The organism is Vibrio sp. 2134-1 (genome assembly GCF_033339495.1).
Genome location: NZ_JAWOUS010000020.1, coordinates 74003 through 94150 on the forward strand (window position 1 = coordinate 74003; position 20148 = coordinate 94150).

General features: G+C 45.1%; 19 protein-coding genes. 9 read left to right on the plus strand and 10 right to left on the minus strand.

Annotated elements, in window-relative coordinates; translation table 11 throughout:
* Positions 1 to 30 precede the first annotated feature (30 nt).
* Complete coding sequence (locus R7R78_RS19530) at positions 31 to 177, minus strand: DUF2256 domain-containing protein (protein WP_225474148.1); 147 nt, start codon at positions 175 to 177, stop codon at positions 31 to 33.
* Between the two features lie 33 nt (positions 178 to 210).
* Positions 211 to 1353 (minus strand): peptide-methionine (R)-S-oxide reductase MsrB, encoded by a 1143-nt coding sequence (gene msrB, locus R7R78_RS19535; protein WP_005374134.1) that lies wholly within the window; start codon positions 1351 to 1353, stop codon positions 211 to 213.
* Positions 1354 to 1555: 202 nt separating this feature from the next.
* On the opposite strand from msrB, the gene R7R78_RS19540 reads away from it, so the two are divergent.
* The 5 genes from R7R78_RS19540 to R7R78_RS19560 all read left to right on the plus strand — a co-directional run bounded on the left by R7R78_RS19540 (position 1556) and on the right by R7R78_RS19560 (position 9011).
* The gene (locus R7R78_RS19540) at positions 1556 to 1954 is read left to right on the plus strand and encodes an OsmC family protein (protein WP_225474149.1); all 399 of its coding nucleotides are present in this window, start codon (positions 1556 to 1558) and stop codon (positions 1952 to 1954) included.
* Positions 1955 to 2083: 129 nt separating this feature from the next.
* Positions 2084 to 2638, plus strand: a complete 555-nt coding sequence (locus R7R78_RS19545; protein WP_017819734.1) for a sugar O-acetyltransferase — start codon at positions 2084 to 2086, stop codon at positions 2636 to 2638.
* A gap of 87 nt (positions 2639 to 2725) precedes the next feature.
* Complete coding sequence (locus R7R78_RS19550; protein ID WP_025535771.1) at positions 2726 to 2956, plus strand: hypothetical protein; 231 nt, start codon at positions 2726 to 2728, stop codon at positions 2954 to 2956.
* A gap of 1035 nt (positions 2957 to 3991) precedes the next feature.
* Positions 3992 to 4861, plus strand: coding sequence for a hypothetical protein (locus R7R78_RS19555; protein WP_005479976.1), 870 nt, complete (start codon positions 3992 to 3994; stop codon positions 4859 to 4861).
* A gap of 31 nt (positions 4862 to 4892) precedes the next feature.
* The gene (locus R7R78_RS19560) at positions 4893 to 9011 is read left to right on the plus strand and encodes a M66 family metalloprotease (RefSeq protein ID WP_225474150.1); all 4119 of its coding nucleotides are present in this window, start codon (positions 4893 to 4895) and stop codon (positions 9009 to 9011) included.
* Between the two features lie 70 nt (positions 9012 to 9081).
* On the opposite strand, the gene R7R78_RS19565 is transcribed toward R7R78_RS19560, so the two are convergent.
* The 4 genes from R7R78_RS19565 to R7R78_RS19580 all read right to left on the minus strand — a co-directional run bounded on the left by R7R78_RS19565 (position 9082) and on the right by R7R78_RS19580 (position 11516).
* The gene (locus R7R78_RS19565) at positions 9082 to 9264 is read right to left on the minus strand and encodes a hypothetical protein (protein ID WP_182015792.1); all 183 of its coding nucleotides are present in this window, start codon (positions 9262 to 9264) and stop codon (positions 9082 to 9084) included.
* Between the two features lie 164 nt (positions 9265 to 9428).
* A complete protein-coding gene (locus R7R78_RS19570; protein ID WP_225474151.1) occupies positions 9429 to 10115 on the minus strand; it encodes a helix-turn-helix transcriptional regulator in 687 nt (228 codons plus the stop codon).
* Between the two features lie 47 nt (positions 10116 to 10162).
* Positions 10163 to 10477, minus strand: a complete 315-nt coding sequence (locus R7R78_RS19575) for a hypothetical protein (protein ID WP_005374111.1) — start codon at positions 10475 to 10477, stop codon at positions 10163 to 10165.
* Positions 10478 to 10592: 115 nt separating this feature from the next.
* Positions 10593 to 11516, minus strand: a complete 924-nt coding sequence (locus R7R78_RS19580; RefSeq protein ID WP_005384329.1) for a LysR family transcriptional regulator — start codon at positions 11514 to 11516, stop codon at positions 10593 to 10595.
* A 138-nt stretch (positions 11517 to 11654) separates the two neighbouring features.
* On the opposite strand from R7R78_RS19580, the gene yjjG reads away from it, so the two are divergent.
* Both yjjG and R7R78_RS19590 read left to right on the plus strand, forming a co-directional pair.
* Positions 11655 to 12329 carry a pyrimidine 5'-nucleotidase gene (gene yjjG, locus R7R78_RS19585; RefSeq protein ID WP_005374109.1) on the plus strand — a complete coding sequence of 225 codons (675 nt, stop codon included), beginning with the start codon at positions 11655 to 11657 and terminating at the stop codon, positions 12327 to 12329.
* Positions 12330 to 12380: 51 nt separating this feature from the next.
* Complete coding sequence (locus tag R7R78_RS19590; protein WP_017635078.1) at positions 12381 to 12920, plus strand: NUDIX domain-containing protein; 540 nt, start codon at positions 12381 to 12383, stop codon at positions 12918 to 12920.
* A gap of 79 nt (positions 12921 to 12999) precedes the next feature.
* On the opposite strand, the gene R7R78_RS19595 is transcribed toward R7R78_RS19590, so the two are convergent.
* From R7R78_RS19595 to R7R78_RS19610, 4 genes are all read right to left on the minus strand, one after another.
* Positions 13000 to 13434 (minus strand): hypothetical protein, encoded by a 435-nt coding sequence (locus R7R78_RS19595; protein ID WP_005384335.1) that lies wholly within the window; start codon positions 13432 to 13434, stop codon positions 13000 to 13002.
* Between the two features lie 20 nt (positions 13435 to 13454).
* Complete coding sequence (locus R7R78_RS19600; protein ID WP_225474152.1) at positions 13455 to 14006, minus strand: YtfJ family protein; 552 nt, start codon at positions 14004 to 14006, stop codon at positions 13455 to 13457.
* 78 nt (positions 14007 to 14084) lie between these two features.
* Complete coding sequence (locus tag R7R78_RS19605) at positions 14085 to 14804, minus strand: carbonic anhydrase (RefSeq protein ID WP_005384338.1); 720 nt, start codon at positions 14802 to 14804, stop codon at positions 14085 to 14087.
* Between the two features lie 78 nt (positions 14805 to 14882).
* Positions 14883 to 16232, minus strand: a complete 1350-nt coding sequence (locus R7R78_RS19610; protein WP_005384340.1) for an OmpP1/FadL family transporter — start codon at positions 16230 to 16232, stop codon at positions 14883 to 14885.
* Between the two features lie 772 nt (positions 16233 to 17004).
* Between R7R78_RS19610 and R7R78_RS19615 the strand changes: the two genes are divergently transcribed.
* Entirely contained in the window at positions 17005 to 18180 is a 1176-nt protein-coding gene (locus R7R78_RS19615; protein ID WP_025627543.1) for an efflux RND transporter periplasmic adaptor subunit, read from the plus strand.
* Between the two features lies 1 nt (position 18181).
* Positions 18182 to 20146 (plus strand): MacB family efflux pump subunit, encoded by a 1965-nt coding sequence (locus R7R78_RS19620; RefSeq protein WP_225474153.1) that lies wholly within the window; start codon positions 18182 to 18184, stop codon positions 20144 to 20146.
* Positions 20147 to 20148 lie beyond the last annotated feature (2 nt).

Genomic DNA, 20148 nt, shown 5'->3' on the forward strand with positions numbered 1-20148 from the left:
ATAACATACTCCAGAGAGGGTCGGAGTGACCTACGTTTTCGTTGATTTATTTCTTCGGCAACGCTCAGAACAATAAACGATTTCCTCCCAATTTCGCGCCCACTTATTTCTCCAAGAAAACGGGCGCTGACAGACCGGACAGACTTTCATGGGAAGGTTGGATTTAAAACCTTTCATCGCGCTGAATGTTCACTCCTAATTTGGTTAAAATTACTTATCAAATAGGTACAGGTAATCGCCGTAGCCTAAACTCGCCATCTTGTTCACAGGTACAAATTTCATCGCAGCAGAGTTCATGCAATAGCGTAATCCCGTCGGCTTAGGACCATCTTTAAACACGTGACCTAGGTGTGAATCACCAAACTTACTGCGGATCTCCGTTCTAGGGTAGAGCAGTTTATAATCGGTTTTCTCCACGATGTAACCCGGGTTAATTGGTCGAGTAAAGCTTGGCCAACCTGTGCCAGATTTGTATTTATCAGTAGAAGAAAATAGCGGCTCACCGGTCACAATATCAACATAAATTCCCGCTTCTTTGTTGTCCCAGTATTCATTATCAAACGGACGCTCCGTGCCTTCTTCTTGCGTCACGTAATACTGTAGCTCTGTTAAGTTTGATTTGATTTCAGACTGAGCAGGTTTACTGTACGCTTTCACTTTCGAAAGCAGCTTTTTTTCTTCAATCAACTGTCGAAGTGTTTTAGGGCTTTCTTTTCGATCTTCACCAAACACTTCGTCGAGGTATTTATCGCGACCTGATGCGTAGCGGTAGTATTTGTATTTCAGACTACTCTTTTTGTAGTAATCCTGATGGTAAGACTCCGCAGGGTAAAACTTTTCAAACTCGATCAGCTCTGTTTTCAACGGTTTTGGATAGATCATCGCCTTGTCGATTTCCATCATAAACTGCTTAGCAATCTGCTTTTGCTCCGCATTATGATAGAAGATCGCCGGACGGTATTGAGGACCACGGTCAACAAATGAACCTTTATCGTCGGTAGGGTCGATATGACGGAAGAAGTAATCCAGCACTTGTTCGTAGTTCACAACAGCAGGATCGTACTTCACCTCAATCACTTCAATATGACCAGATTTACCAGAAGAGACTTGGCGGTAAGTCGGGTTTTCAATATGACCACCTGAATAACCTGATACAACATCGATTACGCCGGGCAGTTGCTCTAAATCCGATTCTGTACACCAGAAACAACCGCCAGCTAGCGTTGCGATTCTTGTATTCTCTGAAGCCTTCAGCTTATCCATCGTATCGGCGGTACCTGTTTTACTCAATAGTAGAAACAAGACTGGAAGTGCGAAGGAGAAACCGGCCAATAACTTAGACATATTCTTCATAGCTACCTCATCGTTATTTTTGTAGAAAGTGTTACTTGAATAAAAAGTGTTACGTATAGAGAAAGGTAACCGAGCGAAAAAATTACAGTAATGTTGAAAATTCCGTTGCCCTTTTATGCGATAGAGCTAAAGTATCGACAAGAAACATACCGCTAGTAAGGGCAACGATGCCTTGAATGAGCGATGCTAAATGAGGTAAATCATGCAAGCTGAAGTTAAATGGATAGAAGATTTTAAATTTCTTGGGCAATCTCAGTCGGGCCACTCCGTAGTGATGGATGGCAATGGCGGTGCAACCGCACCAAGCCCAATGGAAATGGTACTAATGGCTGCTGGTGGCTGTAGCTCTGTCGATGTTGTTGATGGTTTGAAAACAGAAGGCCAAAAGGTTTCGTCAGTTAATGCCAAGCTAACCACAGAGCGTCGTGAAACCGCACCGCGTATCTTTACGCAAGTGAATATCCACTTTGAAGTGTCAGGTGACGAGCTTGACCCAGAAGTCGTAGCAAAAGTGGCGGCTGACTCGCTAGAAAAATACTGCTCGGTTTGCTTAATGCTAGGCGGAGGTGTTGAGATGACCCACAGTTGGGAAATTGTGTAAGTTGACAGACTCCACAAAATATAAAAACAGGAAAGAGAAAAGTCCGGGCTTTTCTCTTTTTTTATTTCGCAGTTCACGTACCTTGTGAAGAATCTGAAAGCAGTAATTGCAGGTTGTAGGAGTCTTCCAGTGACAGAACTAGAAAAAATGATGTCTGGCCAGGTCTTTGATGGCATGGACAAAGAAATTGACGCCATTAGAAGCCATGCTCTTCAAGCACTTAGAGCACTTAATAATAACACCGACGAAAGTCAGCGCGACGAATTGCAAAAGCAGCTATTTGGCAAGGTAGGCCGTTGTATTGTCCAGTCCCCTTTTCATTGTGAATTTGGTAAGACCATCGAAATAGGTGAAGAAACCTTTATCAACATGAACGTGGTCATGCTCGATGGTGCCAAAATTACCATCGGGAACCACGTGCTCATTGGACCGAGCGTGCAATTCTATACCGCTTCTCATTCTGTGGATTACCGAAGTCGCCGACGTTGGGAAACGTTTTGTAAACCCATCACGATTGAAGATGATGTGTGGATTGGCGGTAACTCCGTCATTAACCAAGGTGTAACGATTGGTGCTCGTTCGGTTATTGCGGCGAACTCGGTAGTCAACCATGATGTGCCGCCAGATTGTCTATACGGAGGCACGCCAGCTAAGTTGATTCGCCGTCTCAACGAAGAAGAGTAAGAATCGATAGTGATGGCATGATGACTCGCTTTACAGGCGTATGAGAATCATGCCATCAGAAAGGGATAATTCGTCAAGGAGTCTAAGATGTCGAACAAGACAGAAGTCCTCATGTGCCCTACATGTGGGGTAGAAACGCATCATGTCGTGGTGTTAGTTAGAAAAAAAAGTGGCTTTGAAGGCGATAAAAATCGCAACAAGAAAGAGTTCATCGCTGGCTTTCTCAAAAGTGTAGTGTTCGGCGCCTTCCTTGCTTCTATGGATGAATTTGAACGTCACTTGATCTGCGAAAACTGTGGTCATAAAACCATTCAATAGTAACTGATAGTCTTTCTTTCTCTGCATAAGTTCATAAGTGCGGTTTGAAGCACTGGTTATTCAAATCGCATCATCCTCTTTTAGTGTTTTTGCTCTTCTTGTGTTCCTCTCTCAAAAATGAGTCACATCAGTACGCATTTTAATCGCTTGGGTACAGATAACTCACTGCTATATATAATAAATTTTGGTGGGAAATACGTGTTTCAGCTCGATGTTTAAACTCTGTTCTATCGACACGTTTTGAGTCAGTAAACACTTAAATTTCGTTTACTTTATGTTGTACGCGGTGCAATTGTGTGAAATTGCTCACATTAATGTTTAATTTATGAAAAAATAATTAATGAATAGTAATTCACAAATATGCTGACTGTATGTGCTATTTAGTTTTGACTTATCTTTTGAATATTCACTTGGTGAATGTTTTGTTGTTTTTAGATTGACTGAAAGTTTGATTTTCTATTCAAACTTGTGAAAGGTTGAATCGATATATTAGAAAACATGAATTTGATCTTGTTTCTATCTTTTGTTTTAAATGCGAAATTCATTATTAACAACGGATGGTTTTGATGATTTCTCTTATGTGTATCCCACCAATTTTAGAAATTGAAAATTAAACTTTCTCAATACAATAACGACTAAAATTAAACGGAATGATGTTCTTATATTTTTATTTTATTTTAACTTATACATTTTGACTCATTCATTTTAACTGTTTTTGTTTGTTTTAAGTTGTTGATAATAATTGTCTTTTAACTTTTATTTTAATGGCGTTGCTTTGCTGCTTCTTTAATGTTGTGGTGTGTGGCTTTATTTATAAAAAGTCATTTTAAAGTACGTTTTTAAGCAAAGTAGAACGTGACAATACTAAGATAAATAGTATTAAAAAATTAAATAAGGATTTAACCATAAGAGTAATTTTATGGTTGATAGGTTTATTGGGGTTGATTATCTGAATTTTTATGGAATTTCATCCCAATAATCTGTTTGTCTTTAAGTTTATTCTAATGAACTTAATTCTCATGGAAGTTTCAAAACATGCAGCACACAACAAAGTGGATGATGACGCCGCTTGCAATGTTGTTGGGTACGCTGTTTTCAGCGCCATCATTCGCGGTGGAAACGAGTGTAATTGATAGCACTAGCACGCCTGAATCTACACAAAATGAAGGAGATACGTCCTGTATTGTTTGTAAGTTTAGTGGGGCCGTTTACCTATCTTACGATACAAACATTTACGATAAAGACGACTACCGTTCTGTCCGCAATTTCTCGTGGGGAGGCGATCTCGTTTATTCCTTTTCGAGCGACACAAAAGCCTATTTTTCTACGGGGGGCTATCGTGCCCTAGAAGATGAAGTCGGCACCTACGCGACAGATTCGGTGTTGGGCTTGCAATACACGAACCTATATCGCTTTGGAGATACAGGGAAAATCGGCGTTGCGGGTCAGCTCACCATTCCAACTTCAGAAACATCTCGTAAAGATGAACTGCACACCGCGGTTCGTTTAGATGTGCCGATCTCTTTTTCAGCTTGGAGCGTCGATTTTTCGGTTTCGCCGAGACTGAGAAAAAATTTCCACGAATACAAAACCATGGGTGGACGCTCGCTGACTGAGTGGACTTACTCGTTGTTTGCTGTTGCGGAAAAGTCGTGGGAATCGTTCGCAGTGGGGATCACGGCGTTAGGTGGTAACAGCATCAGTTATCAAGGTACGCGCAGAAGCAGTTGGCAGTATGAGGGGGCGTTGTACGGCACATACGAGTTTGATGAAAGCTGGTCATTGCTACTCGCGGCGTCATCAACGGGTTTCTATCAAGATGCAGAGCGAGGCACCTTGGGCAACATCGATTTGTTGGACCAAGAGAAAGCATCTTACATCGCGACAGTGACTTACTCCTTCTAGGAAAATAACAACAATTAAGGATATCCAAATAATGTTTAAAAAATTGACTCTGGTGTCAGCAATAACGGCCGCACTTGCAGGCTGTGGCGCAGATGATCAGGCGTATGACTATGTCGAAAGAGATGCAAAAGAAGTCGCAGTAAAAGACCTTAAAGACGGTCGTTGGTTTTACGTTCCGACGACTGGTGCCGCGCCACGCTTTGCTCTGAACCAATTCCCATTCTTGCAAGGCTCACCTCGTTACGTTGAGCTTTGTTTTACCAAAGAAGGTCTGGAAGTTCGCAGTTACGATAAAAACTACCCAGACGCGCATCTAAGCAAAGATGCTAATAACTACTGCGGTGAAGAGAAATTTGTCGCAGACGACGACGGCGTTAACTTCGCGCAAGTGCTGACGATTCCGGGTGACTTTGCGGCGTATCGCTGTCAAGAAGACGCGCATGGTGATTGCACCAACAAAGAAGAAACCAACGAAGACGCAAGCCTAAACTACAAGAAGAAAACCCACTTCACTCCTCGCCCTGAAGATCTCGAAATTGCAGAATTCAATATGGAAGATCTGTATGGCATTACCGAGGGCATTGATGAAATTGGCGCACCACGATTGATCTCGTGGGACTTTGACCCTAAAAACGGTCTTCTCAATTTCGAACTAGAGCGCACGTTCCGTATCGATTTAGATAATATTTCTGACTACATCAACTTTGCAACGAAAGCGAGCTTGGATGAAGCGCTTGTGGATGGCGCGTTTAAATCTCGGTTCTACTATTCGTTAGTGCACGAAAGTGAAGTGGCAACCGAAGGTTACCAACCGATCTTGTACCCAGTGGGTGATGAGAACGACATTGGTTTCTTCACCACGTCGACGAAAAAGCTTAACCCAGTCACGAATAAATACGACCGTGATGTGGTTTACCTCAATCGTTTCAACCCAGATCAAGGCTCTATCAAATACTACTTGAGCGATAACTTTTTTGAAGAGAAGAACAAGTTGTTCTTGGATGCAACGCTGCAATCGATCGAAAAGATGAACCAAGCTCTGAATGTATTTGGGGCGGATGCAGGCAAGCCTGAAATCGAGATTGTGAACAAAACCAAAGCGGCTGGTATTCACCCAGGTGATCTGCGTTACAACGTGATTAACCTGATTGACGAGCCTTTAGCGAATGGTCTGCTTGGCTATGGCCCGTCGGTTTCTAACCCGATGACGGGGGAAATCATCAAAGGCCACGTGAACCAATACGCAGGTGTTGCAAGAACGGGTGTGCCTTTCTATTGGGATAACTTGGCACGTTTCTATAATCGTAATCAACTGGACTTAGATGGCTTAGAACCATTGCCAACCAGCAGCGAATCTGTGAAAACAGAAGTCGCGGATAGAATTGAAGCGCTTTCTACAATGGCGGCGATGGCGAGCCTGAAATCGGATGAAAACATTCATGCGCCGCTCGTTTCAAAAGAAGACATCGTTTCTGGAAAAGCAGCGACGAAGAGCCCAACTCAGCTAATGAAAAACTTCAATGATGACATGGAGTTTGAAAAGGTGGTTGAAGCTGAAGAGAACCGTTTGTCTTTCTGGGCAGAGAACAACGTCTATCCAATCGAAGCGTCGTGGGTTTCTTCAACCAACAAGGCCATGTTGGACAACTTGAAGTTGGATGACGAGCGTTACTTTGAGATCAAACTCGATGACGCCGGTCACGAAGTATCGCGTCAGCTTAAGCGTTGGAAATACCTGCCAAAAGAGTTGCAAGTGAAAGCAGCAGATGCGATTACGGTTGCGACTTACAGCAATACGCTTGTTCACGAGCTTGGTCATAACATGGGTCTGCGCCATAACTTTAAAGGCTCAAATGACAAAGCGAACTACTACACGCTCGAGCAAGCGCATCAACTTGGTTTGAACAACATTCCTGCTTACAGTTCGACAATGGACTACGCACCAAGCATGTTGGATGAAACGCCAACTTGGGGTCTGTACGATATTGCGGCGTTTAAGTTTGGTTACGGTCGTAAAGTCGAGACGATTCAAGGTTCTTCAGGTTCAGCTCCTGCGCCTATTGCGAAACCGGCAGACAGTGCGAGCGATGAAGACAAAGCGGCATACGCTCGTTACCTCGCTGATCAGCAAGCCTACCAACAAAGCTTTGCATACAAGTTTGGCAACAATCCAGACAACACATCGCTGATGGTGTGTTCTGAAGTGAAGGCACTAACGGGGAACGAGAAAGGCAAATCACTCTACAACTGTGACTTCAGCCGATTCGATACCGCCGCGTTGTCTGATGATCCAGAACTGAATGCGAAAACTCGTTATGGCGCACTTTACTACCTAGATAAAGTGAATGAAATTGAGCGTAAGTCTTACGATTTCTGTACCGATGGGAACGTTTCTCTAAACAGCGACTGTAACCGTTTTGACGAAGGTACAAACCTAGAAGAAATTGTTTCTTACGAGTGGCAGAACTATCTCGATAGCTATGATCGACGCAACTTGGAGTTATATGGGACGACGGGATTATTCTCGTCCGATTATCCTGGTTACTTAGTGCGTCGTTATATGGAAATGAGCGCTATCCGTGACAAGATGGAAGATCTTGAGCGCATCGATAACCTGTACACCAATCTGGGTTACACTTCGTCAACGGATAAGCCGGGTGATTTCTTATTGCGCATTGCTTCAAACCCTCAATACTGTAGCGAAGGCAAAGCCGATAACTCATGGTTCTGTGATTACGCGAATGGGGCGAAAAAATCCGCGGCGTTCTTCCTTGATATCTTGCGCACACCAGAGCATCAATGTGTGATAGAAAATGCGGCAGGCAACCAAAAAGTGATTTCTTTTGGTCAACTGTTAGACAACAACTCACACCAAATTCCGGCTGATTACGATCTTTCAACAGCCAGCTGTTTTGATGATTTGGCAGCACGCTTTATCGAAGATTCAGATGAGGGCTATATAGCTGTTGCGGAAACTGCGAATGGACGCTTCCTAAACTCAATTGGTAGCTTTGACCCGGATTACCCTTGGTCAAATGCGGTGTCTGTGTTGGGTAACTGGCCAGACAAAGCGCTTGCGAGCCACTTCTTAGCACGTCGATTCTCGAACCGTTTTACCGATGAGGTGAGCTTTGCATCGCTGCTTGATATCCCTGGGGTGCAAGCTGAATACGAAGACATCATGGGCAACATCGTGGCAAATGATGCGTTAAATACGCCAGTTAAATTGGTGGGTAAAGACGGTAAGGAATACACCAATCTAAAAGGTGTTACCGTGAACCTACACATCACTGAGCAAATGGAGTCCCTACCACCAATGCCTCGTGGTATTGCAAGATTCCTTGATATTGGTGCAGAAGGCCGCGGACGTGTTGGCGATGTCATCTTGAGAATGGGTGTGCGCCAAATGAAGTCTTACGACTACACAGTGAAGACTCGTGGTCAATCTCAGTTTGATACGTTTACGAAGCAGCAAGACCGCTACGGTATTATTGCGGGTGACAAGGTTGAGTTTGTTATCGACGGCGAGAAGTTTGTGGCAACAAAAGCAAACAAGCTGGCTTACGACTACGCAAATCAACTGGTGACGTCCAAAGGTTACGATCTAAAAACGTACCTAGATAGCTATGAGCCTGCAACACTAAACAAGGTCGCAGAGAGCATCGATAGCGCTTGGGGGCCATTCCGAACAGCGATTGTCCCAGCGTTCCACGATCCTGTATTGCTGCTGGATGCGCCAATGGTCAACGCAATGAAGCGAACCATTGATGCGGATATCGCGGCAGGTGTGCTGTCGTTTAGCCAGTCTTTCATCAACTTTACGACAGCGAATGTGACTTCGGGTGATTTGGTCATCGATGCAACTTCGGGCACATTGAGCTACAAAGGTGGTAAAGCGCACGATGAGCTGAAAGCGTTCGAAGCTTACACTGATGCGATGCTTTTGATTTACAACGATCACGCCGAAGACATGATGTTCGCGGTCGACAATGTGTACGCAGGGTACATGGCGTCTTCAGATGCTGACAAAGAACTTTGGCTGAAAGATCTCAATATGATCCAAGCGTATTTGCGTGGTGATATCGGCGCTGTGGCTGGTGATTACTACAAGATGCTTGATCGCCTACCAACGGCAGTGAGTTTCCAGTAAATAACTCTTAATTCACTCATACAAAGGCCTGCAGCAATGCAGGCCTTTTTCGTCATAGGAATGATGGAATTTAGGAGTGAAGGATGATCTGTCCGTCTTCTGTCATCACAAGTGTCGCTTTGCTTTGTTCGATAAGTTGCGCAGCATAAGAAGGGGTAACTGCCTGCATATCACCTTTAGATCGAAGAGTTAAAGACTCCCACGCTTGATCTCGATATTTCCCTGCTTGGGTGTATTGAATCAGTACTTTCATAGCTTCACGCTCCGGTGTGGTTGACGTGCTACTTAAGTTAACGATCTTAGGTTGGTTGCGCATCTGTTAAAAATGAAACATTAGTTTAACTAAATGTGCCTTTCCAAATATCTCGCATTGAGCAGAGCAATTTAGAATCCTTGTGATGGAAGGATGAAGAACACTCAATCTTTCGATTCATACTGCGCAATATAATGTTTGAGAGATTTGGTTTCCGCACTCTGAAACTCTTCATCGTGCATACGCAGTGCTTGGATACGGTCGAGGCGGAACTGGCGGTAATCATCGCGCAATTCGCACCAGGCGACCAGCGTCCAGACTTTGCCCCAAAAGAACTGGCCTAACGGTTGGATTTTTCTTTCGGTCACTTGTCCGCTTTCATCTTGGTAATCCAAACGGACCTTAAACTGATGATCAATCGCGTGGCGCAGAAGCTGCCCTCGTTTGGCAGTCTCGGATTGGGTGTGATAATCGGGCACAATCAGCGGACAATCTTCCACTTGTTGTTTGAGCTTATCGGGCAATACCGAAAGTATTTTGGTGGACGCAGAGTGAGACGCTTCGGCGAGTTCAACATCCGACCAGGCTCGAACCATCCGCATACCCAGTTCAAGCGCCATCATCTCTTTTTCTGAGAACATCAAAGGCGGCAGATGAGAGCCAGCTTGCAACAGGTAGCCAACACCTGCTTCACCTTGAATCGGAACACCAGAACTAAGCAACGACTGAATATCGCGATAAATCGTACGTTCGCTAACTTCCATTCTTTCTGCGAGCTCTTTCGCTGTCACGGCGTAACGCTTTGCGCGCAGAAGCGTCAGTAGCTCAAACAGTCGTTCTGATTTGCTCATGATGTTCCTTATCTAGACCTACTGGTTGTTAGTGGTAGTGTGGCTGATTACTTCTCTAGCTCACTGCACATTTTTAAGTTGTGATGTTTAAGCTCGAAGCTTTCGCAGTCAATCATTGATAACAGAGGCTGAAATTCAACGGCTTGCTTAATCTGTTTTCCCGCCTGTTTTGCATCATCCATTGAACGCCAGTAAATGGTGTCTGTCCACACACCGTCAGTCGCTTCGTGACTGAGTGAGCGATACAAAAAGCCCGGCAGATTCTTCACAAACGTTTGTGACTGTTTGGCAGCGGCGATCACGTCTTGCTCTGTTGTGCCTGCGGTTAGACGAAATTGCACAGTTTCGATAACGGTTTCCATATTGTGATTCCTTATTGGTTTTGGCGGATTGCCTGTTGAGTTCCAAATAAGGTTACGCGGATGGAATGTCAGAACGTGTCAGTAGTGAAATCTGACTCACTTATCATCAATATGGTTATTTTTCTGGGCTATTGTAACGATCCCAGTAAGGTAAATCTGTGCCGAGCTTTTCGCTGATAAAATCGATAAAGGCTCTTACTTTCAACGGCATGTGCTTGCGCTCAGGGAACACCGCATAAATGGCGTGTTCTGGTAGAGAGTACTCTTCCATCACCGGTTTTAGATTTCCTGCGGCAAAGTCTCTTCCTGCAATAAATGTTGGCAGTTGCGCAATGCCCGAACCTCTTAACAGCAACTGGCGAATGGCTTCGCTGTTATTGACGATAAAGTTTCCTTTTGGAAGTACCTTGTATTCGCTGCCGTTGTTGATGAACATCCATTCGACGCCGCCACGGAAATAGGAGTAGCGCAGGCAGTTGTGACTGACTAAATCACTTGGTTTTTGTGGTGTGCCGAACTCCGCTAAGTAATCTGGCGAGGCACAAAGCACACTTTTACAAGGGGCGAGACGTTTTGCGATTAGATTGGAAGAGGTGAGTTCACCAATACGGATCCCCAAATCAAAACCGTCTTTAACCAAATCGACCATTTTGTCTTCGAGGTTTAAATCCACTTCAATTTTCGGGTAACGAGCGAGAAACTCGCTGATCAAAGGCGCGATATGCAGCACACCGAAAGACATCGGCACGGTAATTTTGAGCCGACCTTGTGGAGATCCTTGCAGCTCCGATACCGCGTCCACGCCTTGTTGGGCCAGATTGAGCGCTTGAGAAGCGTACTCAAAATAGCGTTCTCCTGCTTCGGTCAGGCTCAGCTTACGCGTAGTTCGATTAAGGAGACGAATGCCCAAATCGTCTTCTAGTTGGTTGATGCGTTTGCTGATCGCCGATTTCGTCAGATTCAGCTGTTTGGCCGCAAGGGAAAAGCTGCCGCATTCGACAACAGCAACAAAAACGGGCAGGGAGGCAATCGCGTTCACATCAATCTCCTATTATCGTGAAGCATTTATTGTTGAGCACAAGGATACAATTAATTTCCAATTATAGAGATTATCTTCAAGAAGAAAACAATCTAGACTATGCACCAGTATTACGACCTTGATTTTGGGAAGAAGAAAATGAAGTACGATTGGATCCTGTTTGACGCTGACGAAACCTTATTCCACTTTGATGCTTTCAAAGGTTTGCAGCTTATGTTTTCTCGCAAAGGCGTAGATTTTACTGAACAAGATTTTGCTCATTACCAAACCGTAAACAAACCGCTGTGGGTGGATTACCAAGACGGCAAAGTAACGGCAGATGAGCTAAAACATAAGCGTTTTACCGAGTGGGCTGAGAAGTTGAATACCACAACAGCAGATCTCAATAGCGCATTTTTAGAAGCAATGGCCGATATTTGCAGCTTGTTGCCAGGTGCAAAAGAGCTGATGGAAGCGCTGCAAGGCAAAGCTAAAATGGGCATCATCACCAACGGTTTTACAGAGTTGCAAGCAATTCGCCTTGAGCGCACAGGGATGACTGAGTACTTCGATAAAGTAGTGATCTCTGAACAAGTGGGCGTAGCAAAACCGGACTTAGGTATTTTTGAATACGCGATGCAGCAAATGGGCAACCCATGCAAAACGCGCGTACTGATGGTGGGTGACAACCTGCATTCCGATATTCTGGGTGGTAATAATTTTGGTATTGAAACTTGCTGGTTAAATACCACAGGCGCAAGCGTTGATGAGCGTATCGCACCAAATTACACCGTTGAGTCTTTGAGTGAACTAAAGAACATTTTGGTGGCGTAACCGAATCGGGTATTATTCCGCAGTAACCCTCAGAAAAATCAAGGAATAATCATGTCAGATATCAAACAGCTAGACAGCAAAGTCGTTTACCAGAATAAGTGGATGACGGTGCGTGAGGACAAAATTTTACGTCCGAGCGGCGCAGAGGGCATCTATGGTGTGGTCGACAAACCTGATTGTGCTGCGATTCTGGCTATCGATAACGGGATGATTCACTTGGTTCAGCAGTACCGTTACACCGTAGGTCAACGTTGTTGGGAGATCCCACAAGGGGCGTGGGAATCAAACCCAGATGCGGATCATCTTGAGCTTGCCAAAGGCGAGCTGCGTGAAGAAACGGGCATGCAGGCGAGCGCTATGGCGTATGTCGGCGCGCAGTTTATCGCATACGGCTTTTTGAATCAGACATGTCACGTCTACTTCGCCACTGATTTAACGGACGTGGGCAATCAACTCGACAGTGAAGAAGAGGATTTGATCACTCGCGCTTTTTCTGTTGAGGAGTTCGAACAGATGATGATCGACGGCACGATCAAAGATTGTGTCACCATCGCCGCTTATGGTTTGGCGAAGCTGAAGAAATTCATTTAGTTATCCATGACGATTTTTTAATGAAAACAGCGGCCTAGTGCCGCTGTTTTTAGTTTGGGTGAGCTCGTTGAGCCATTGCTTACTCGTCGATTTTCTTACCTAAGATTTCCACTTGCGCTTTTTTGGTCACCCCCGCGACTTGCAGCGCTGCGCTGCCAACCGATTCATAGTTCAACTCGATCTTGTCTAATTTCGCGTTATCTTTTGTTGGTAGGCTTAAGCTTCTTGATGACATGCCTTTAGTCAGAACCCCTAAACTGTCGAACGTCTTTTCCTGACCATCTTTCATGATTACTTTAACGCTTTTCAGATCGACCGTACCTTGCGTACATTTGATTTTTATGTGGCTGAAACGAGCGTTAGCAAATGGTGACAGTGGATTGACTGTGTCGGTTTCCGATTTAAAACTGACGGTCTTATCTGCAATCTTATCCCAATCGTTGTCTCCTGCAACCGATTGGAAAGAGGCTACAGCCGCTAAAAGACAGAGTGCGATGGTGTTGAACAGTTTCATAGCTTTTCCTTACCTTAGGTTTAGATATTCTGTTTAATCAGTTCGATGACGTGTGTGACTTCGTCTTGAGTTAAAGCCCCTTCTTTCACGAATAAAATTTCACCTTGTTTATTTTGTACGATAATCGCAGAACTTTCTTGCTGCAGACCCCAAGTTGTTGCTAATACGCCATTTTTGTCCAACACCATGGAAGACCAAGAGAATGTCTTTTTGCTGTCCTCTGCCGACGATTTTACAAATGTACCGGTTCCCCATATGGCGTCTTCTTGGTTGATCACGGTCGTGGTCTGATACTGATCTTCAGGAAAGTGAGCGGCAGTGATTGCTGACATCAGCGGTGCGTTCATCTCTTTGGCTTTACTACGACCTGCAATGGCTTGTATCACACGGACTTTGCCTAACATCTGCTGAGTTGCCCAAGGTTGATAAGCCACATCGTCTCCTTGCAGCGTCATTTCGCCATAGGTATCAATGCTGACGGAAGGGGTGGTTTGACCGACAAAAAGGTTATGAGAGAAGGCGAATGTCGGGGCGAGTGCGAGTAAGAGTGACAGAACAGATGGAGTTTTCATTGGGGTTCCTGTAACGAAGTGAGGTTAGAGCGAATCAAAATAAGGGGCAAATACGATGCCCCTTATCGGATTTGGCGATTAGTTAGAAAGTACAACGCGCGCATTTAACGGTTGCAGCGGACGATTGTTTTGTCCCATGACTTCCATCAGTTTCGCGGCTTGAGCTTTGGATAAGGTTTGAGTGTCTTTAAGCACAAACCAGCGCACACCTTCTGAACATGGTGGTGTGGTTAAAGAGCCGTTAAATCGATAGTAGTTTGCAGTTTTTGGCAGTAAGTCGTTAATCTCAAATGTATCTTTAAAGAACGTGGTTTGATTCTCTTGTGGGATTGCGTTGATCAGTTTAGACAGCGCTGCGTTTTGATCGCCAGCATCAAACATCACCGAAATTACCGCCAACTCGCCGTCTGCGTTGGCGTGTACAAAGTGCGCTTCAAGTGGATATTGGCGGCCTTTGATTTGGTTTTCTGAAGGTGTGTGGAAATGGAACTGTTGCAGCTCGAACGTCTCGCCATCGATGGTGAAGCTGTTACGTCCGTTCACTTGCGCTTGCAGCGTATGACCATTGTTGGTTAAACCAATGACCTGACCAGTGTACGAAAGGTTCAGTGCTTCCAGTTTTGCATCGGCTGGGTTGTCGATGTTGATTGGGCTTTGGTTTTTCGTGGTTGCGCAGTCTTTGGCGATTTCTCCCCAGTGTTCTGGCCCGTGTTTGTAATTGCCATAGCCCCATTCCGAAGCCTGAGCTGCGCTTAGAGTGAGAAGTGAGAGTGAAAAAGCAAGTAGTGTTTTGTTCATAATAATGTCTCTGTTCGGTCGCTTCGATAAGCGTTGTTACAAGGCAATGACCTAGAGGTTTGATCACTGCCTGACAAATTAGAAACGGTGGCTGAGTTGGGCACCAATTAGGAACGCATTTGAATGGGTCACGCCCGTTACCATCGGTGCAGGAACACCTTCATACGCGTACTCTTCTACGTTGACATCTTCACCAATCAAGTACGTCATGCCGATGTCAACCGTGGTATCTGATGACCATTGGTAAGAGGCACCCGCAGATAACCAGTGACGGTTCGAATCTGGGATAGAAAGCGAAGTCAGCTCATCGACAGGTGTTTTGTCGAACATGTAACCCGTGCGCAGTGTCCAACGTTCATTGGCGTACCAAGTCGCACCGATGGAGTAGTGCGCGGAGTCTTGCCACTGAAAATCTTTTAGCAACTGATCATCAGCTTTCAAGCTGTCAAATGCTGACCAACCAATCCACTGCACAGAATAGTGCAGGGCAAATTTAGGTAAGACGCGGTGATAACCGGAAAACTCCGCAATATCCGGTAGCGGCATAGCAAGCGAGTCGTACGATTCGCCAGCAAAGTGGATGTCGCCCTTGGCATCTATGTTAGGGCTGTGCTTGTAGCTTAAACCTAAGCGATGACGTTCGTTAAACTCGTACATCATGCCAATGTTCGCGCCAAGCCCAATGCCGCCAGCTTCCACATCAAGTGCGTTGCCTTTTACTGCTCCGCAACGTTGGTCTAGTTCGTTTCCAAGTATGTTCCCACCAACGCAAACACCCACGTCCATATCGCGGTACAGCTCACCAGAGCCGTAAATCACATCAATACCACCACCGATACTAAAACGATCGTTCACCTTGTATGCCAAGCTTGCGCCAAGGTTGACACTCGCTACGCTGGTGACACCGCCAAAAACAGGTGCGCCATAGTTTGGTTTAAACTCCATGTCGGTTCCGAAGTTGGAGTATGCCGATAAGCCTAGATACCAGTCGTCGTTGATAGGGTGAATAAAGTAAAAATTGGGTACAACGGCTGGTTGACCAACGCCATCGACGTCATCAATGTCGGTCACGGTCTCTGATGGGGTAACACTTACACTTGGTGGTTGAAGGTTGGGTATCAATCCACCTCCCATGCTAACATCGACATCCGCATTAATATTAGCTCGATGATATTGCGCATTTTTAACGGTAACGCCAGGTTTGACGTAAGTGACACCGAACGATAAGGCATTTTGTTTAAACAGCGTCATCGCTGCGGCGTTGCGGCTGACTACAGACGCATTATCACCAATGACGGCATCACCAGCAAAAGCACGACCAAGACCCGTCGCCGAATGTTCGTTAATTTGAAAACCACCGGCATACGCCGTCGATGAGGCTAAACCGATTAATAAATAAATCGGTGAAAGAGTGAATTGTCGCTGCATGTTTTTTCTCATGAATTAATTAGAGATTGTATTGCAACGAAAAGCAGTAAAATAAACAAATCTGACCAGTATATTTAGGAGTAAAACTAACAGTATGTTGACAATAAATAAATTTAACTTAATAAATATTTATTGATGAATTTATTAATGGTTCATGTCGTGAATGTGGTGATTATTTTACGTGTAAATTAAACTCAGAGCCTCTATTTTTATTTTTGCGGTATTACTTCTCTATTTTTATTGTGCTGACTGTTCCCTAACAAACAGAGGCAAATCCAGCGATAAAGTGTCCGTGATGGAAACTCTGAGTCATTTGTATTTCCATTGCATCCCAACGTTGGTAGTTCGAATCAGCAAGAGAACTATCGTTTTAAACCCACATGACACACTCCTCTCGGTCTTACCTGTGTTATGTGGGTATTTTTTATTTAACTTGTCACTTAACTCCTCTTGAAATTCAATAATTAAAAATGGCCATAATGAAATTTAAATTGATGGCATATTGAATAATTTTGGACTTTACTGGTTTGTTGGTATTTAAAAATTTTGTTTATAATACTTATAACTTGAATTTCTATATTAAAAATGGTCTTTGCTATACGTATTGAATAATATAGTTTTGAAGTGACTATAATATCTCGGATTTTTCACATTAATGATGTTATTCCTTCAGTATCTTGACGTTAATTTACCTATCTTTACGTCTCGTACCCTGTACGGCTAAGAAAAATAGCAGTATAAAATCAAAACGATTATTTACTTCACTCCTGCTATGAAACTCAATAAAAAATGGATCGTTTTGTGTGGCCTACTTGCTATTGGTGCTGGTGGTTATCATTATCTGCAACGTCCAGAACCCATTTCTCCTTACGCGACAGAAGTCGTTCGTAAAGGCAATATCGAAAAGGCGGTATTAGCCAACGGCATGTTGCAAGCGTCCAAATTGGTGAATGTCGGTGCGCAAGTATCTGGGCAAATTCAACGCCTCGCTGTGAACTTAGGGGATGAGATCAAACAGGGAGATTTGATTGCACAGATTGACAGCCTGACTCAGCAAAATAGCCTCAAAGAAGCCCAAGCGTCTCTTAATAGTCTCAATGCTCAGTATCAAGCTAAGCAAGCGCAGATTAAACAAGCAAGCTATGAATTCGTGCGCCAAAAAGGCATGTTGGCGGCGAAAGCGAGCTCACGAGCTGATTACGAGAATGCCGAAGCGACGCTCGCCATCTACAAAGCCGAGTTAGCGCAACTGGATGCCGAAATCGAGAAAGCCAAAATCAACGTCGACAATGCGCAGTTAGATCTCGGTTACACCACCATCAACGCACCGATGGATGGCACGGTGGTCTACACCGCGGTGGAAGAAGGACAAACCGTAAACGCCAATCAAACCACGCCAACTATTATCGAGTTAGCTAAGTTAGATACGATGACAGTGAAAGCCGAAATTTCGGAAGCCGATGTGATTTTTGTTCACCCCGGCCAAACGGCGCTGTTCACCATTTTAGGCAAACCGAATCAGCAGTTTAAAGGCACATTGCGCGCCATTGAGCCGGGGCCAACAATCATGGATGGCGATGACAGCGATTTGAGCATTTCAGATAGCGACGCCATTTACTACAACGCTGTATTTGATGTGAAGAACCCGCAAGGTATTTTGCGCATCGGCATGACTGCGCAAGTTTCGATTGTCCTTGAGCAATCGGAAAATACCTTGATTGTCCCTTCACAAGTGCTGCAAAAATCTGGCGGCAAAGGCAACTATACCGTGCCAGTGCTTGAACAGGGCCAAGTGGTGCAAAAGCCCGTGACAGTGGGTATCAACAACAAAGTGAACGCAGAAATTCTCTCAGGTTTGAAGGAGGGCGACCAAGTTGTTCTTGGCAATGCTATGGATGGAGAATCATCAAGCCGAGGTGATCGTCGTCGACCTCCAATGAGGTTCTAAGATGAGTGACGTGCTTTTAAAAGTTGAGGATTTAACTCGACGATTTGTCTCTGGCGACGAGTCGCTTACCGTGTTGAACCACATTAATTTAGAGATAAAACGCGGTGAAATGGTCGCGATCGTGGGTGCATCAGGCTCAGGTAAATCGACGCTGATGAATGTGCTCGGCTGTTTGGATAAACCGTCCAGCGGTCGATACTTCATTAATGGGCAAGATGTATCGACGTTGGAATCCGACCAACTGGCGGAACTGCGCCGCGAGTATTTTGGCTTTATATTCCAGCGTTACCATCTGCTGGGGGATTTAACCGCGGTGGCAAACGTGGAAGTACCTGCGGTTTACGCGGGAGTTCCTCATCGTCAAAGAACGGAACGAGCGCAGTCGTTATTGGCTCGCTTAGGGCTGGAAGATCGTTTCACTCACAAGCCCAGCCAACTGAGTGGTGGCCAGCAACAGCGCGTGAGTGTTGCTCGTGCACTGATGAACGGTGGTGAGGTGATTCTCGCTGATGAGCCCACTGGCGCATTAGACAGTCACAGTGGGCAAGAGATGATGGCACTGCTTAAAGAGTTGCATCAACTTGGGCATACTATCATCTTAGTGACTCATGATATGAACGTGGCGAACTTTGCGGATCGCATCATTGAAATCAAAGATGGTGAAATCATTGCAGATACGCCAAATGCACAAGTTGTAATCAATGAGCAAGCAGCAAAGAGACCGAACGCGTCTTTTCATCGCCCAGCGCAAGCCGCCAGTAAGTGGTGGAAGTGGGACAGTTTTATTGACGCGCTCAAAATGGCGCTGCTGGCGATGTCTAGCCACAGAATGCGTACGTTTTTGACCATGCTCGGCATCATTATTGGTATAGCCTCGGTGGTTTCCGTGGTGGCACTAGGTAATGGTTCACAACAGCAAATTTTGTCGAATATTTCATCCATGGGAACAAACACCATTGATGTCAGGCCGGGCAAAGGGTTTGGTGACCGCCGCTCCGGACGAGTGAAAACGCTAACCGCCGACGATGCTAAATCGTTGGAGAGTCTGCCTTTTGTCGACAGTGTCACGCCGTCTTTATCCAACAGCTTAACCGTGCGTTACGCCAATCAGGATGCAACCGCGTCTGTGGAAGGGGTTGGGGAAGATTATTTCCGTGTGCGCGGTTATGAGATCGCCAAAGGTCAGTTTTGGGATGAAGAGAGCGTGAACTCACTCGCCCAAGAAGCAGTGATTGATGACAACACCAGAAAGGAAATGTTTGCGGATAGAAATCCGATTGGTGAAGTGATTTTTCTAGGTTCATTGCCAGTGCGTATTGTGGGTGTCACGCAGAAAAAAGAAGACGCGTTTGGCAACAGCGACGCGCTGAAAATTTGGGTGCCATACACCACCATGTCTGGGCGCATGATGGGACAACGTTACCTCAACGGCATTACTGTACGGATTGATGAGAACGCCCCAAGCGCAGCGGTAGAACAGAGCATCATCAACTTGTTAAAAATGCGCCACGGTACAGAAGATTTCTTCACGATTAACACTGATACCATTCGTCAGAGCATAGAGAAAACCACCGCCACCATGACGTTACTGATCTCAGCGATTGCGGTGATCTCCCTAATTGTCGGCGGAATTGGTGTAATGAACATCATGTTGGTGTCGGTGACAGAGCGCACGAAAGAGATCGGTGTGCGAATGGCTGTGGGTGCGCGGCAAGCGGATATTTTGCGTCAGTTTTTGATTGAAGCGGTACTAGTGTGTTTGTGTGGTGGTATTGCTGGTATTGGGTTGGCGTTTTTGATTGGTTTTGCATTCAGTACATCTGGCAGCAGCTTCCAAATGATTTACTCAATGAGCTCGATCATCTGGGCGTTTATTTGCTCAACGTTGATTGGCATCGCTTTCGGCTTTTTACCCGCTCGCAATGCCGCCAAACTCGATCCGATAGAAGCGCTAGCGAGAGACTAAAA

Excerpts from the sequence above, each read along its gene's own strand:
- R7R78_RS19605 (WP_005384338.1), bottom strand. The coding sequence starts at position 14,804 with ATGAACAAAACACTACTTGCTTTTTCACTCTCACTTCTCACTCTAAGC.
- R7R78_RS19540 (WP_225474149.1), top strand. The coding sequence starts at position 1,556 with ATGCAAGCTGAAGTTAAATGGATAGAAGATTTTAAATTTCTTGGGCAA.
- R7R78_RS19560 (WP_225474150.1), top strand. The coding sequence starts at position 4,893 with ATGTTTAAAAAATTGACTCTGGTGTCAGCAATAACGGCCGCACTTGCA.
- R7R78_RS19595 (WP_005384335.1), bottom strand. The coding sequence starts at position 13,434 with ATGAAACTGTTCAACACCATCGCACTCTGTCTTTTAGCGGCTGTAGCC.
- R7R78_RS19575 (WP_005374111.1), bottom strand. The coding sequence starts at position 10,477 with ATGGAAACCGTTATCGAAACTGTGCAATTTCGTCTAACCGCAGGCACA.
- R7R78_RS19570 (WP_225474151.1), bottom strand. The coding sequence starts at position 10,115 with ATGAGCAAATCAGAACGACTGTTTGAGCTACTGACGCTTCTGCGCGCA.
- R7R78_RS19530 (WP_225474148.1), bottom strand. The coding sequence starts at position 177 with ATGAAAGGTTTTAAATCCAACCTTCCCATGAAAGTCTGTCCGGTCTGT.
- R7R78_RS19615 (WP_025627543.1), top strand. The coding sequence starts at position 17,005 with ATGAAACTCAATAAAAAATGGATCGTTTTGTGTGGCCTACTTGCTATT.
- R7R78_RS19565 (WP_182015792.1), bottom strand. The coding sequence starts at position 9,264 with ATGAAAGTACTGATTCAATACACCCAAGCAGGGAAATATCGAGATCAA.
- R7R78_RS19620 (WP_225474153.1), top strand. The coding sequence starts at position 18,182 with ATGAGTGACGTGCTTTTAAAAGTTGAGGATTTAACTCGACGATTTGTC.
- msrB (WP_005374134.1), bottom strand. The coding sequence starts at position 1,353 with ATGAAGAATATGTCTAAGTTATTGGCCGGTTTCTCCTTCGCACTTCCA.
- R7R78_RS19555 (WP_005479976.1), top strand. The coding sequence starts at position 3,992 with ATGCAGCACACAACAAAGTGGATGATGACGCCGCTTGCAATGTTGTTG.
- R7R78_RS19610 (WP_005384340.1), bottom strand. The coding sequence starts at position 16,232 with ATGCAGCGACAATTCACTCTTTCACCGATTTATTTATTAATCGGTTTA.
- R7R78_RS19600 (WP_225474152.1), bottom strand. The coding sequence starts at position 14,006 with ATGAAAACTCCATCTGTTCTGTCACTCTTACTCGCACTCGCCCCGACA.
- R7R78_RS19550 (WP_025535771.1), top strand. The coding sequence starts at position 2,726 with ATGTCGAACAAGACAGAAGTCCTCATGTGCCCTACATGTGGGGTAGAA.
- yjjG (WP_005374109.1), top strand. The coding sequence starts at position 11,655 with ATGAAGTACGATTGGATCCTGTTTGACGCTGACGAAACCTTATTCCAC.
- R7R78_RS19590 (WP_017635078.1), top strand. The coding sequence starts at position 12,381 with ATGTCAGATATCAAACAGCTAGACAGCAAAGTCGTTTACCAGAATAAG.